We start from the raw sequence: 14,106 nt of genomic DNA, 5'->3' as shown, positions 1-14,106 counted from the left end.
TTCGCGGATGCTGTGGTACGACAAGGTTGTCTGGCAGGAGGGCATGTTCCTCCGCGCCCAGCACTTCCAGCAGCAGGACCGGCATTTCGAATGGATGCTGCAGGCGCGGGCGGCACCGCTGCGCCCGCATCCCTGGGGCATCATGGAATTGTCGCTCGACCGCGACCTGCTGGCGGCGGGCAAGTTCGCCATCGCCTCGGCCACCGGCATCATGGAGGACGGCACCCCGTTCTCGGTGCCAGGCCATGCCGACCAGCCGACACCGCTCGACCTGCCGGAGGGCACGCGCAACTGCGTGGTGTACCTGGCGCTGCCGGTGCGCCAGCCGGGCAGCCCCGAGATCGCCTTCTCCGAAGGCCCCGAGATGGCGGCGGCACGCTTCGGCATGCGCGGCTTCGAAGCCTTCGACACGCATTCCGACGCGACCGTGCCGGCCGAACTCCAGGTCGGCCGCCCCCGCCTGCGCTTCATGCTGGAAACGGAGGAACGCGCCGGCTTCAACACCATCGGCCTGACCCGCGTGGTGGAAGTACAGGCCGATCGCCGCGTCGTGGTGGATGACCGCTTCATCCCGCCCTGCCTGCGCGTGTCGGCCACGCCGCCGCTGGCGAACCTGGTGGGCGAGCTGGTCGGCATGCTGGGCCAGCGCGCCGAGGCGCTCGGTGCGCGCCTGTCGCAGCCCGGCGCGCGAGGTGTCGCGGAAGTGGCGGACTTCCTGCTGCTGCAGGCGGTGAATCGCTGGCAGCCGCTGCTCGCGCACTGGGCCGATGCCGGCAACGTCCACCCGGAGGCGCTCTATGCCGCGCTGGTGCAGCTGGCCGGTGAGCTGGCCACCTTCACCGACCCCAAGCGCATGGCCGCGACCTATCCGGCGTATCGCCATGAAGACCTTCAGAGGTCCTTCGCGCCGGTCGTGGCAGACTTGCGGCGCAGCCTGTCGATGGTGCTGGAAACCAATGCCGTCTCGATCCCGCTCCAGGACCGCCAGTTCGGCGTGCGCGTCGGCCCCATCACCGACCGCAACATCCTGCGCGCGAGCCAGTTCGTGCTGACCGTGCAGGCCGACCTGCCGAGCGAGCAGCTGCGCCGCGTCTTCCCCAACCAGGTCAAGATCGGCGCGGTCGAACACATCCGCGAACTCGTCAACGTGGCACTTCCCGGCATCCAGGTGCGTCCGCTGCCGGTCGCCCCGCGGCAGATCCCGTTCCACGCGGCGGCGGTCTATTTCGAACTGGACCGCGGCAGCCCGCACTGGGCGCAGATGCAGAATTCCGGCGCCTTCGCCATCCATGTCTCGGGCGACTTCCCGAGCCTCAAGCTCGAACTCTGGGCGATCCGCGGATGACCACGCCCCGCCCTGACACGAAGGACCGCGCGCCATGAGCGACAATCCCTTCGCCGAACCCGACGACAGCGACCGCACGGTGGTGCGCGGCCCGGGGGGTGCGGCGCCGCGCCCGGTGCCGGCCGCCCCCGCGGGCCAGCGCCCGCCGCCGCCGGTCGGCGGCTATGGCGCGCTGCCCACCGGCGCCGGCGTCGCCCCCGCCGGGCGCGCGGAATCCGCCCCGCGCTTGGCCGGCGAGGCCGAAGCCCTGCCCAAGATCGGCATCGGCCCGCTCGCCGCCGCCGCGCAGCCGCTGCTCGACCTGCTCGGCCGCTTGTCCAACGCGGGCATGACCGCACCGCCGCAGGGCGAGGAACTGCGCGAGCGCGCGCTGCGCGCCTTCCGGCAGTTCGAGACCGATGCCCGTGACCTCGGCATCAGCGCCGAGCAGGTGCGCGCGGCACACTACATCCTGTGCGCCAGCCTCGATGACGTGGTGCTGTCCTACAACTGGGGCCAGGCGAGCGTCTGGTCGGTGCAGTCCTTGGTCGCGACCTTCCACCAGGAAGTGAAGTCGGGCGACCGCTTCTTCGACGTGCTGGCCGGCATGCAGAAGGACCCCGGGCGCTGGAAGGACGCGCTCGAGGTCGCCTACCTCTGTCTCGCGCTGGGCTTCCAGGGGCGCTACCGGCTTTCGCCGCGCGGGGCCTCGGAGCTCGAGCGCATCCGCGAGGGGCTGTATCAGCTGCTGGTGCAGGTGCGCGCGCCGTGGGAACGCGAATTGTCGCCCCACTGGAAGGGCGTGGATGCGCCGCATCGCGGCCCGCGCCGCGGCATCCCGGCCTGGGTCGCGGCCTGCGTGGCGGTCTTCGCGCTGGGCATGGGCTATGCGTGGCTGGCGAATGCCATGAACGAGAACTCCGACGGGCTCTATGCGCGCATGGCCGCGCTGCCGCCCGGCGCCTTCCCCGAGATCGTGCGCCCCGCGCCGCCGCGCCCACCCGCGCCGCCGCCGCCGCCGCCCGCCAATGTCCCGCCGCCGCCACCCGACTTCCTGGCCACGCTGCAGCAATTCCTGAAGCCCGAGATCGACCAGGGACTGCTGACAGTCTTCGGCGACGGGCGGTCCATTACCGTGCGCCTGAAGGGCACGGGCATGTTCGCCTCCGGCTCCGCCACGCTCGAACCCCGCTTCGTCCCGATCCTGCAGCGGGTGGGGCAGGGGCTGCGCACTGAACCGGGGCGCGTGCAGGTGATCGGCCATTCCGACAACCAGCCGATCCGCACCGTGCGCTTCCCGTCGAATTTCCAGCTCTCGGCCGCGCGGGCCGAGGCCGCCGCCGCGGTCATCTCGGCCGCGACGGGCGATGCGTCGCGCTTCACCACCGAAGGCCGCGCGGATGCCGAGCCGATCGCCGACAACCGCACCGCCGAAGGGCGCGAGGCGAACCGGCGCATCGAGGTCATCCTGCTGCGAGGGACACGCTGACGATGGAACTTCTCACCGTCATCCGTCCGTTCGTCACCGGACGCGCGCTGGCCGCGCTGTTCGCCGTCTCGCTGCTGACGCCGATCGTCTGGCTGTTCGGGCCGATGTTGCATCTCGGGGGCTTCCGCCCGCTCGAATCCGAGATCAACCGCATGATCGTCTGCGCGGCACTGTTCGTGCTGTGCCTCGCCTTCGTGTTCTTCACGGACCGCCGGCGGCGCCGGCGCGACGCGCTGCTGGTGCAGGGCATCGCCGAACCGGACCCCGCCGCGGACCGCGCAGCGGAGGAAGAAGGCGAGTTGCGCGACCGCCTGACCGCCGCGATGGAACGCCTCAAGGCCAGCAGCGGCAAGAAGGGCGGCTTCCTGTATGAACAGCCCTGGTATGTCATCATCGGCCCGCCGGGCTCCGGCAAGACCACCGCGCTGGCGAATTCGGGCCTCGATTTCCCGCTGAGCGACGGCGGCAAGCTGCAGGGCGTGGGCGGCACCCGGCTGTGCGAATGGTGGCTGTCCGACAATGCCGTGCTGATCGACACGGCGGGGCGCTACACCAGCCAGGATTCCGATGCCGCGGCCGACAAGGCCGGGTGGGAACGCTTCCTCACGCTGCTCAAGAAGTCGCGCCCGCGCCTGCCGCTGAACGGCGTGCTGGTGACCTTCGGCGTGGACATGATCTCGCGCCTGGGCCCGGCCGAACGCGAACAGCACGCGCGCAGCGTGCGGCGGCGCATCAAGGAGCTCGAGGACAAGCTCGGGCAGCGCCTGCCGGTCTATTTCATGATCAGCAAGTCGGACCTGCTGGCCGGCTTCATGGAGTTCTTCGACGACCTCGACAAGACCGCGCGTGAGCAGGTCTGGGGCTTCACCTTCCCAGCCGAGGTGGCCGGCGAGGCCGGTGCGGCGTCGAAGTTCACCGAGGAATTCCAGCTGCTGCTCGGCCGCCTGCAGGACCGCGTGATCGAGCGCCTGCAGCAGGAACGCGGGCCGCAGCAGCGCGCCGCGCTGGCCGGCTTCCCGGCGCAGTTCGCCTCGCTCGAGGCGCCGCTCGCGGCCTTCGTCACGGCCGCCTTCGCGGGCACGCGCCTCGATCCTGCGCCGATGCTGCGCGGCGTGTACTTCACCTCCGGCACGCAGGAGGGCAGCCCGCTCGACCGCCTGGCGGGCGCGCTGTCGCGGTCCTTCGGGCTGGATCCGAAGCGCCCCGCTTCCGTCATGCAGCAAAAGGGCCGCGCCTACTTCATCAGCAAGCTGCTGAAGGACGTGGTGTTCAACGAGGCGCGGCTCGCCTCGGGCGACCGCAAGGCCGACAAGCGCCGCCGCCAGGTGGCGATCGCCGCCTGGTCGATCGCCGGTCTGCTGGTCGCCGGCGGCGGCCTTTATGGCTGGTCGGCCTGGAGCGAGGAGCAGTCGCGCGCCGCGCGGCTCGCAGAGCAGGTCGGCAAGGCCGAGCAGGCGGCGCAGGGCGTACCCTTCGAACGCATCACCGACGCCGAGTTCCGCCGCATCCTGCCCTACATGGACGCCGCGCGCGGCCTGCCGCCGGCGGCGCAGGGCGACGGGCCGCTGTTCGGGCTCAGCCAGGGCGAGAAGCTCGAGGCCGGTGCCTCCGCCGCCTATCGCCGCGCGCTGGATCGCTCCTTCCTGCCGCGGCTGCTGGCGCGTCTCGAGGACGCCATGCGCACCAGCTTCCAGCGGCCTGACGAGCTGTACGACGCGACGCGCGCCTACCTGATGCTTGGCCAGGAAGGGCCGCTCGACCTCGAACTGGTGAAGAACTGGTTCATCCGAGACTGGTTCCGCGCCTTCCCCGGCGCGGTCAACCAGCCGATCCGCGATGCGCTGGCCGCGCACCTCGACGCCACCGTCGCGGGCCGGTACCACCGTTATCCGGTCGATGGCGCGCTGGTCGATGCCTCGCGGCGCATCTTCTCGCGCCTGCCGCTGGCGGACCGCGTCTTCTCGCGACTGCAGACCGCGGCGACGGCGGCGAACATCCAGCCGTGGCGGCCGGCCGATGCGCTGGGCCAGGCGGGGCAGCGATATTTCGTGCGGGCGTCCGGTGCGCCGCTGACTGAAGGCGTGCCCGCGCTCTACACCATCGACGGGTTGTATCGCGGGCTGCTGCCGGTGCTCGGCCAGTCGGTGCGTCAGGGTGTCGCCGAATATTGGGTGCTTGGGCCCGAAGGGGCGAACCTCGGCACCGACGACCCGGCGGCGCTCGAGCAATCCGTGCTGCAACTCTACGCGCAGGAATATGCGCGGCAGTGGCAGGCGATGATGGACGACCTGAACCTCGCACCCCTGCCGCCGGCCCTGGCCCAGCAGGCCGAGGCCCTGAACCTGCTGGGCGCGCCGAATTCGCCCATGAAGGACCTGCTGCGCGCGATCGCGCGGCAGGTGACAGTCGGCACGCCGCCGCAGGGCTGGGCACCGCCCGGCCGGCAGCCGCGCCCGGCACCCGCCGCCGGCCAGCCGCCGCAGCCGGCCGAACCCACAGGTGCCGAGCCGGTGGCCGCGATCGTCGAACCGCGCTTCGAGGCGCTCCGCGCCTCCGCCGGGGACCCGATCGACGGTGTGCTGCGCATTGTCAACGACCTGTTCGTGCAGGTGCAGCGCCTGGCCACCGCGCCGCCCGGCACGGTGCCGGCGCAGGCCGCGGGGCTCGACCCCGGGCAGCGGCTGCAGGCGGAGGCGGCACGCCAGCCGCAGCCGCTCAGCCGTTGGCTGAACGCCATGGTGGGGGCGACCAACGTTGCGCGCGGCGGTGGGGCCAAGGCCGCGCTGGCGGCAGCGGCGGCGCAGCAACTGGCGCCGTTCTGCCGCGGGCTCGACCAGCGCTTCCCCTTCAACATCAACGGCGACGACCTGCCGGTCGACGACTTCATGCGGCTGTTCGGCCCGGGCGGCGTGTTCGACCAGTTCTTCACGCAGAACGTGCGGCAATACGTCGACACGACCCAGACGCCCTGGCGGCCGATGGCGACCGATGGCCTGCCGCCGCCGATCAGCGCGGCCGACCTGATGCAGTTCCAGCGCGCGGTCGCGATCCGCATGGCGTTCTTCCCGGCCGCGTCGTCGCTGGGCCTGCGGTTCGAACTGGTGCCGCGCGGGATGGACCCCGGTGCGCTGTCCGCCACGCTCGAATTCGAAGGCACCCGCACCGAGATCACGCAGGGCGGTGCGGCCCGGCCGATCGCGCTGTCCTGGCCGGCGCGGGGCAACCTGACGCTGTCCTTCGATCCGCCGGCCTCGATCGGGCCGCTCGCCTATGACGGTGCCTGGTCGGCGATGCGCCTCGTGATGCGGCGCAACTCGACGCTGGCCGCCATCGGGAACACACGGGAGCGGATGCGGCTACGGGTGGTCCAGGGCGAACGCAGCATGGACTTCGAACTCCGTGCCGGCAGCGCCCAGCATCCCTTCGGCCTGCCCGAACTGGCGCAGTTCCGATGCCCGACGCTCGCCCCCTGACGGGCCTGTATGGCAAGGTGCCGGCGCACGGTGACTTCGTGCGCCGCGGCCTGCCGTCGAGCTTCGTCGGCCCGTGGGACGCCTGGCTCGCGGCCGGCATCGCCGCGGCGCGCGACAGGCTCGGCCCACACTGGGAAGCTGCGTGGGACAGTGCGCCGGCTTGGCGCTTCGCCCTGCCGGCGGGCGCCAGCGGCCCCGACCCCGTGGCCGGCGTGATGCTGCCGAGCCAGGATCAGGTCGGCCGTCGCTTCCCCATCACGCTCGCGGCGCTGCTGCCGCCAGGTGCGCCGCCGCCTGACGCCGCCTGGTTCGATGCGCTCGAAGCAGCGGCCCTGGCTGGTCGCGCCGGGCTGGCCGATGCCGATGTGCTGTCGGCGGCGCTGCCCCTGCCGGGCGCGCCCATCCTGGCGCCGACCTTCGCACTGCCGGCCATCGCGCTGCGCGCAGACGACGTCGAAGCGCCGGACGATGCCTGGGCACCGGCCGCCAGCCCGGCGGGCACCGAGGACGTGCTGGTCCTGCTGGGCGGGGAAGGCGGCCCGGGACCGGCCGCGCCCGCCTCCGGTGATGCCGATGCGCTAGCCTTCCTGATGGCCGCCGCGCCGCCGCCGGCCGCGGCCGAGGCCGGCGTGCTGTCCGGCCTGATCGGCGCCGCGCCCGGCACCGCGGACTGGCCACCCACCACGCCGGACGCCACGGCACCGCAGGGTGTGGCGGAGGGCCTCGCGCCCTGGATGCCGCCGCAACCCGGCGAAGGTCCGGCCGAGGCCGACGGCACACTGGCCGGGCTGCTGGGCGATTTGAAATCCGGGCATGACGAGGCTTCGACGGCGTGGGCGGATGACGACTCGTCGCCTGTCGCCCTCCCGCACGGCGATACGGACGGCACGCTCGCCGGGCTGATCGGCAGCGCGGTGGTGCCGCCGGCCGGCACCGCAGCTGACCCGGACGGGACGCTGATGGGCCTGATCGGCGTCGCGGCGGAACCGCCCGCCAACGCAGCGCCGCCGGACCACCCGGACACACCTCTGCCGCCCGATGACGGCACCCTGTCGGGCCTGATCGGCGCTGCCGGACCGGGCGATGAGCCGGCGCCAACGGCCTGGGCCGCGCCTGGCCTGCCCGACGACGCTCCCGCCAGCCTCGCGGGCCTGCCCGGCGCCGATGCCGGCCCGCCCCCCGCCGACGGTCCAGACCTGCTGCCCGGCATGGCCGGCACCGCCTGGGCCGATCCGCCCGCGCCCGCCGATGCCGCATCCGTCGTCGTCCCGGCCCCGCCGGCGCCCGAGGGTGGCGGCTGGTGGACCCGCGGCGGTGCGCATGTCCCGCCCATGGTCTGGCCCGTGCCGGGCCTGCCCGACCCCGCCGACTTCGCATACCTGCTGGAAGCCGCCGCATGACCTGGCGCCTGATCTCCCACGCTGCCACCCATCCCGGCGCGGTCAGGCCGCGCAACGAGGATGCGCTGCTCGACCGGCCCGATATCGGGCTGTGGGCCGTGGCCGACGGCGCCGGCGGGCATGGTGCGGGGGACGTTGCCTCGGCGGCGATCGTCGCCGCGCTCGGGACCATCGCGCCGGGGCTGCCGGCGGCGGAACTGCTGGCGCAGGTCCGCCTGAAGCTGACGGCCGTGCACCAGGACCTCCAGGAGGAAGCGGCGCGGCGCGGCCCTGGGCGCATCCTGGCCTCGACCGTCGTGGTCATGCTGGCGCGCGGGGAGCACTTCGCGATGCTCTGGGCAGGCGATTCGCGCGGCTACATGATGCGGGGCGGCACGCTGGCGCGCGTCACGCGCGACCACTCGCTGGTGCAGGAACTCGTCGACCAGGGCACCCTGAGCGAGGAAGAGGCCGAGAGCCACCCGCAGGCGAATGTCATCACCCGCGCCGTCGGTGCACAGGGCGAGTTGGAACTCGACAAGGTGTCCGGCCGCATCATCGAGGGCGACCGCTACCTGCTGTGCACGGATGGCCTGTTCAAGACCATGTCGGAGGCCGAGATCGGCGCCATGGTCGGCGCCGGCGGGGACGCGCAGGCGATCGTGACCGAAGCAGTGGGCCGCGGCGCGCGCGACAATGTCAGTGCGATCGCGGTGACCTGCACGCCCTGAGGGGCGCGCCGCGGCCGCCGCGTCGGAGCGTCAGATGCGCGACCCTTGCGACAGGACGTAGCTGACCACGTCCTGCGGGCCCGTCAGCCTGTTGCCCACGTTGACCACGCGGGCCTCGACCTCGTCGTAGGCGAAGGTGATCGTCTCGGACGGCTCGCCTAGGGTCGCGCTCTCGCCCATCGCGGTGATGAGGGCCTTGGTGAGCGTAATCTCGAGGAACGGCGTGAGCCCGTCCGAGCCCGTGCGCAGCCAGGCGAACTTCACGGTCTTCTTGGTGTTGGTCAGCATCAGCTGCCAGATCAGCGGCGTCACGATGTCGGCGGAGCGCGCGACGCTCACGGCCTTCAACTGCGGCGCGACCACGAACACACCCATGACTCCATGGCGGTCCATGCGCTTGCCGGTCCCGCGCGAACCGCTCCAGCTGAAGCTGCTCAGCAGAAGCCAGCCCTCGTAGGAGGGGATCACGCCAGGCCCCTGGATTCCGTCGACCGACATCAGGACCGGCATGGCGTCAGCTCCCGTTCGTCAGGACGGCCATGGCCTGCGCACCCTTCGCGCCGTCCGTCCCGGCGTAGGCCTTGATGGTGAGTCGCTTGTAGAGAATCTCGAAGGTCTCATGAGACCGGTTGTCGCCGAAGCTGGCGAACTCGAAGCCGACGATGCTGCAGCCTGTCATCTCGTAGCGCAGGTACTCGGCCGGGCCGTCGGTGTCGGTGCGCACGAAGGTGACGACGGCGCTGCGCAGCCCCGGAGTGCCGAGCATCTCGCGCATCAGCCCCACGGTCGCGGCGTCGGTGCGCTTCACGATCTTCAGTGGCGGTGCTTCGCCGCCGAAGTCGACGTTCCTGATATTGCCGCCGCTCATGACGCGGCCCTGCACGTTCAGATCGGCGCGCAGGATGCATTGGGTGAGCTGGACCCAGTTGGTTCCCGGGCCGGCCTCCACGCCACCGTCGTTGAACGAGACTTCTCCGGTGACGCTGTCGTAGGAGAGGAAGATCGTGCTGTCGGACGCGTCGCTCATCGCACACCCTTCTCAGGATTGTGCCGCCCGGACGGGCCGGGCGGCACAGGATGGCTTTGCCGCAAGGCGCCGGGTCGATCCCGGCGCCAACCGGATCAGAGCTTCTTCGCCTTCGCGAGATCCCAGCCGTAGCTCGCCGGGTTGCCGCTGAAGTCGTCGCCGATCGGGTTGTACTTGATGGTGATCTTGTCGAAGTTCAGGTGCAGCACTTCCTCGGGGCGGGCGTCCTGGCCGCCGGCCGACTTGAAGGACAGGCCGGACACGCCGCAGCCTTCCATCTTGAAGTTCAGGTACTCCTCCGACTGGCCATTGCCGGTGCGCAGGAAGGCGATCTCGACTTCCTTGTTCAGCTTGCCGGTGCAGGCTTCCTCGAAGTACTTCACCGTCGTGCCGTCGGTCTTCTTGCGCACGATGGTCTCGCTGTGGTTCGAGTCACCACCTTCACGGGTCGAGGTGCCGCGTGCCGAGGAGATGCGGCGGCCCACGCCGTACTCGAAGGACGACAGCAGCGTGTACTTTTCGAAGCCTTCGACGGTGCTCTCGCCGTCGATCCCCTGGAACTTCATCACGATAGGCATCTGCGTTTTCCCTTTCCCAATCCTGCCCCCGGAGAAGCGACCCGCTGCCGCTTCCTGGTGAGCAATTCTATAGCTCAGGCGACGTCGTAGCGGAACGACCCGTCATCGTTCAGGCCCACCTTCACCTGAAGGATTTCATGCCCGTCCGCCAGGCGCGCGAGGATGCGCGCCGAGAGTTCCGGCAGCACCGTGCGGCTGAGGATGTTGTCGATGTTGCGCGCGCCGGAGGACACCTCCTTGCAGCGCTCCACGATCGCATCCACGACCGCGTCGTCCACTTCGAGCGGCACGTTGTAGGCTTCCTTCAGCCGCTTGCCGATGCTGCGCAGCTTGAGGCCGGTGATCTTCTTGAGGATCTCCGGCGGCAGCGGATAGTAGATCACCACGTTGGTGCGCCCGAGGAAGGCCGGCTTGAAGGACTTCAGCAGGTCCGGCATCAGCGCTTCGCGCAGCTCGTTGGGCTCGGGCGCCATCTCGGGGTCGGCGCAGAGCTTGTCGATGGTGTCGGTGCCGGCGTTCGATGTCATGATGATGACGGTGTTGCGGAAGTCGATGTCGCGACCCTCGCCATCCTTCATCGCGCCCTTGTCGAAGACCTGGAAGAACACGTCCTGCACGCCGGGATGGGCCTTCTCCATCTCATCGAGCAGCACGACCGAATACGGGCGCCGGCGTACCGCTTCCGTCAGCACGCCGCCTTCGCCGTAGCCGACATAGCCGGGCGGCGACCCCATGAGCAGGGAGACCTTATGCTCCTCCTTGAACTCGCTCATGTTGATCGTGGTCATGTTCTGCTCGCCGCCATAGAGCAGGTCGGCCACCGCGAGCGCCGTCTCGGTCTTGCCGACGCCGGAGGTGCCAGCCATCAGGAAGACGCCGATCGGCTTGCGCGGATCCGTCAGGCCAGCGCGGGAGGTGCGGATCGCCTGCGCGATCGCATCCAGTGCATGGTCCTGGCCGACCACGCGCTCCATCAGGTGGTCCTTCAGCTTCAGGACCGTGTGGATCTCGTCCGAGACCATGCGTCCCACCGGGATGCCGGTCCAGGTGCCGACCACGTCCGCCACCGCCTGGCCATCGACCACCGGGAAGACCAGCGGTTCCTCGCCCTGCAGCTTCTTGAGAGCGGCCGCGGCTTCGGTCAGCTCGGCCTTCAGCGCCTCGGTATTCACCGGCTCGGCTGGCTTGCCATCGGGGCCGGGCATCGGCACCGCCGCGACCTCGATCTGGTGGCGGATGTCGCGCATCTTCGCGACGAGCGCCTTCTCCTCCTCCCAGCGGTTCATCACCTCGGCCAGTTCGGCGGAGACCTTGGCGTGTTCCTGTTCGAGTGCGACGCGCCGCGTCTCGTGGTTCGACCCGGTCGCCTCCTCGCGCGCGATCGCACCGAGTTCGGTGTCGATCAGCGACAGGCGCCGCTGGCGGTCCTCGACCGGGGCGGGGATCGAGGCCTGGCTCATGCCCACGCGGGCGCAGGCGGTGTCGATCAGCGACACGCCCTTGTCGGGCAGCTGGCGGGCCGGGATGTAGCGCGCCGAGAGCTTGACCGCCTGGGTGATCGCTTCATCGAGGATGCGCACGCCGTGGTGCTTCTCGAGCGTGGCGACCAGGCCGCGCAGCATGGCGCAGGCCAGCGGTTCGGACGGTTCCTCCACCTTCACCACCTGGAAGCGGCGGGTCAGTGCGGCGTCCTTCTCGAAGTACTTCTTGTATTCCGCCCAGGTGGTGGCGGCGATGCAGCGCATCTCGCCGCGCGCGAGCGCGGGCTTCAGCAGGTTCGCCGCATCGTTCTGCCCGGCCGCGCCGCCGGCGCCGATCAGCGTATGCGCCTCGTCGATGAACATCACGATCGGCGTCGGCGAGGACTTCACCGCGTCGATGACACCTTTGAGACGATTTTCGAACTCGCCCTTCACGCCGGCACCCGCCTGCAGCAGGCCCATGTCCAGCGAGTAGAGCTTCACGCCCTTCAGCGCGTCCGGCACGTCGCCTTCGGCGATGCGCAGCGCTAAGCCCTCGACAACCGCGGTCTTGCCCACGCCGGCCTCGCCGGTGAGGATCGGGTTGTTCTGGCGCCGCCGGGTCAGGATATCCACCATCTGGCGGATCTCCCCGTCGCGACCGAGGATCGGGTCGATCTTGCCGGCCTTGGCCTGTGCAACCAACTCCGTGCAGAACTGGTCCAGCGGCCCGCCTGAACGCGGCGCCTCGCCGGACGCCGCTGCGCCCGGGGCGCCGCCGCCGGCGGGTTCGTTCGCCGCCTCGGCGGCTTCCTCGCTGCCCTCGGCCATCTCGCCGAGGTTCCGCCGCACCGCGTCGGCCGGCAGGTTCAGCAGCGACGGCGCGCTTTCCTTGACCGTGCGGCCCAGCGTCTCGTCGTTCAGCAGCGCAGCCAGCAGGTGGCCCGAGCGGATCTTCGGCGCGCCCGATTCCAGGCTGGTCAGCAGCCAGGCCTCGCGCAGCCAGGTGACGATATCGGGCGAAAGCGACGGCGCGCGCGAATTACCGGTCTTGAACTTGTCGAGCGCGCGGGTGATCTCGTTCGCGACGCGCCCGGCATCGACGCCGCCCTTGCGCAGCACGGCGGCGACGTCCGACCCGCTGGTCTCGACCAGCTTCATCAGCACGTGCTCGATCTCGACGTTATAGTGCGTGCGCGACAGCGTCAGCCCGGCCGCTGCCTCGAGTTGCCGGCGTGTGAGCGCGTTCATGCGCCCGACGAGGGATTTCAGGTCGATCGCCACCATGCCGGACGCACCCCATCTTGCTTGATACGCGGCACGGCGGTCCGTCCGCGAGCGGGACGGTAAGGGGGCGTGCGAAACGAGTCCAGCGTGCTAGCGTGCCTGCCGCGGCCGCCGACGGGGCGGTGTAAGGGGCGTCACACGGGGGTTCAGGATGGGTCAAGGCGTACTCGACATCGACAGCCTGCTGGCGCCGCTGCCGACCGGCGAGGGTGCGGGCGAGGACCTGCGCCCGGACTATTCGCCGCAGTCGCTCTATCAGCGCATCCGAACGCAGCGCAACGACGCGCGCGCCGGCGAGCGCGCGATCGACGGCGGTGACCCCGACGCCAACCCCGCCGCCGTCCAGGCCAATTGGCGCGAGGTCAAGAAGCTCGGCATCGAGTGCCTCGGGGCCAAGGTGAAGGACTTCGAGATCGCGGCCTGGATGACCGAGGCGCTGGTGCGCCTCGATGGCCTGCGCGGCCTCGCGGATGGTGCGAGCGTCATCGCCGGGCTGTGCGAACAATACTGGGACAACGGCTTCCCGCGCCTCGACGACGAGGACGGCATCGATGGCCGCGGCGCGCCCATCGGGGGGCTGTCGGGCGAAGGTGCCGACGGCACGCTGATGGCCGCGATCCGCAACTACCCGCTGTTCCGCCGCGGCGATGGCGGGGAATGCGACCTGTTCACCTGGCAGCGCTCGGAGGAAACCGCCGCACTGTCCGACGAGACACGGCGGGAGGCGCGCTACAAGGCGGGAGTGCCGACCTTCGATTCTCTGCAGGGCGAGGCGCGCGGCGATACCGCGACGCTGCGCGCGGCAGGCGACGAGGCGCGCGCCGCCGCCGCCGCCTGGTCGGCGATGGATGTCGCCGTGACCGCGCGCTTCGGCGCCGATGCGCCGTCCACGCGCCGCGTGGCGGAAGCGCTTGCCGCCATCATCGACATCAGCACCCGGATCGCCGGCGCCCCCGCGGCGCCGGAGGCTCCCGGGGAGGAGGGCGAGGCCATGGCAGAAGCGACCGGGGACGCGCCTGTGGCGGGCGGCGGTGGCGGCGGTGCGGGCGCGTCGGGCGGCCCGCGCGTACTGCGCACCCGCGACGACGCGATCCGCGCGCTCGAGGAGATCGCGACCTTCTTCCGCAAGACCGAACCGCATTCGCCGCTTGCCTTCACGCTGGACGACGCGGTGCGCCGGGCGCGCATGCCGCTGCCCGACCTGCTGGCCGAGGTGCTGCCCGATGCCGGCGTGCGCCGGCTGATGCTGACCTCGCTCGGAATCCGCGTGCCGGAAGAATAAGCCGCGCGATCTTCGCTTCCGTCGTGGCGCGGCCGTGCTAGCCTCCGCCGCGTCGGACGGTCGCGGGGAGACAGCC

General features: G+C 71.0%; 10 protein-coding genes. 6 read left to right on the top strand and 4 right to left on the bottom strand.

What is annotated here, in order from left to right:
• Positions 1 to 7 precede the first annotated feature (7 nt).
• The 5 genes from tssK to MWM08_RS16680 are packed head-to-tail and all read left to right on the top strand — an operon-like array spanning position 8 to position 8,396.
• Complete coding sequence (gene tssK, locus MWM08_RS16700) at positions 8 to 1,345, top strand: type VI secretion system baseplate subunit TssK (protein WP_244407634.1); 1,338 nt, start codon at positions 8 to 10, stop codon at positions 1,343 to 1,345.
• A gap of 34 nt (positions 1,346 to 1,379) precedes the next feature.
• On the top strand, positions 1,380 to 2,813 hold the full coding sequence (gene tssL / locus MWM08_RS16695; RefSeq protein WP_244407632.1) for a type VI secretion system protein TssL, long form: 1,434 nt from the start codon (positions 1,380 to 1,382) through the stop codon (positions 2,811 to 2,813).
• A 2-nt stretch (positions 2,814 to 2,815) separates the two neighbouring features.
• Positions 2,816 to 6,286 carry a type VI secretion system membrane subunit TssM gene (gene tssM, locus MWM08_RS16690; RefSeq protein WP_244407631.1) on the top strand — a complete coding sequence of 1,157 codons (3,471 nt, stop codon included), beginning with the start codon at positions 2,816 to 2,818 and terminating at the stop codon, positions 6,284 to 6,286.
• Positions 6,265 to 7,686: a type VI secretion system-associated protein TagF gene (gene tagF, locus MWM08_RS16685; RefSeq protein ID WP_244407630.1), complete on the top strand. Its 1,422-nt coding sequence runs from the start codon at positions 6,265 to 6,267 to the stop codon at positions 7,684 to 7,686. The genes tssM and tagF overlap by 22 nt, the downstream gene beginning before the upstream one ends.
• Positions 7,683 to 8,396, top strand: coding sequence for a PP2C family protein-serine/threonine phosphatase (locus MWM08_RS16680; RefSeq protein WP_244407629.1), 714 nt, complete (start codon positions 7,683 to 7,685; stop codon positions 8,394 to 8,396). The genes tagF and MWM08_RS16680 overlap by 4 nt, the downstream gene beginning before the upstream one ends.
• Positions 8,397 to 8,426: 30 nt before the next feature.
• Here MWM08_RS16680 and MWM08_RS16675 read toward each other — a convergent pair whose 3' ends face one another.
• The 4 genes from MWM08_RS16675 to tssH form a co-directional block, all read right to left on the bottom strand.
• Positions 8,427 to 8,894, bottom strand: coding sequence for an Hcp family type VI secretion system effector (locus MWM08_RS16675; RefSeq protein WP_244407628.1), 468 nt, complete (start codon positions 8,892 to 8,894; stop codon positions 8,427 to 8,429).
• A gap of 16 nt (positions 8,895 to 8,910) precedes the next feature.
• Positions 8,911 to 9,423: a type VI secretion system tube protein Hcp gene (locus tag MWM08_RS16670; RefSeq protein WP_244407627.1), complete on the bottom strand. Its 513-nt coding sequence runs from the start codon at positions 9,421 to 9,423 to the stop codon at positions 8,911 to 8,913.
• 95 nt (positions 9,424 to 9,518) lie between these two features.
• Positions 9,519 to 10,001 (bottom strand): Hcp family type VI secretion system effector, encoded by a 483-nt coding sequence (locus MWM08_RS16665; protein WP_244407626.1) that lies wholly within the window; start codon positions 9,999 to 10,001, stop codon positions 9,519 to 9,521.
• 74 nt (positions 10,002 to 10,075) lie between these two features.
• Complete coding sequence (gene tssH, locus MWM08_RS16660; protein ID WP_244407625.1) at positions 10,076 to 12,748, bottom strand: type VI secretion system ATPase TssH; 2,673 nt, start codon at positions 12,746 to 12,748, stop codon at positions 10,076 to 10,078.
• A 151-nt stretch (positions 12,749 to 12,899) separates the two neighbouring features.
• Here tssH and tssA point away from each other — a divergent pair, with 151 nt between their 5' ends.
• Positions 12,900 to 14,030: a type VI secretion system protein TssA gene (gene tssA, locus MWM08_RS16655; protein ID WP_244407624.1), complete on the top strand. Its 1,131-nt coding sequence runs from the start codon at positions 12,900 to 12,902 to the stop codon at positions 14,028 to 14,030.
• Positions 14,031 to 14,106: the final 76 nt, after the last annotated feature.

This window comes from Roseomonas fluvialis, assembly GCF_022846615.1.
Lineage (GTDB): Bacteria > Pseudomonadota > Alphaproteobacteria > Acetobacterales > Acetobacteraceae > Neoroseomonas > Neoroseomonas fluvialis.
The sequence above is the reverse complement of the archived record's forward strand: the minus strand, read 5'-3'. Positions and strand labels throughout refer to the sequence as shown.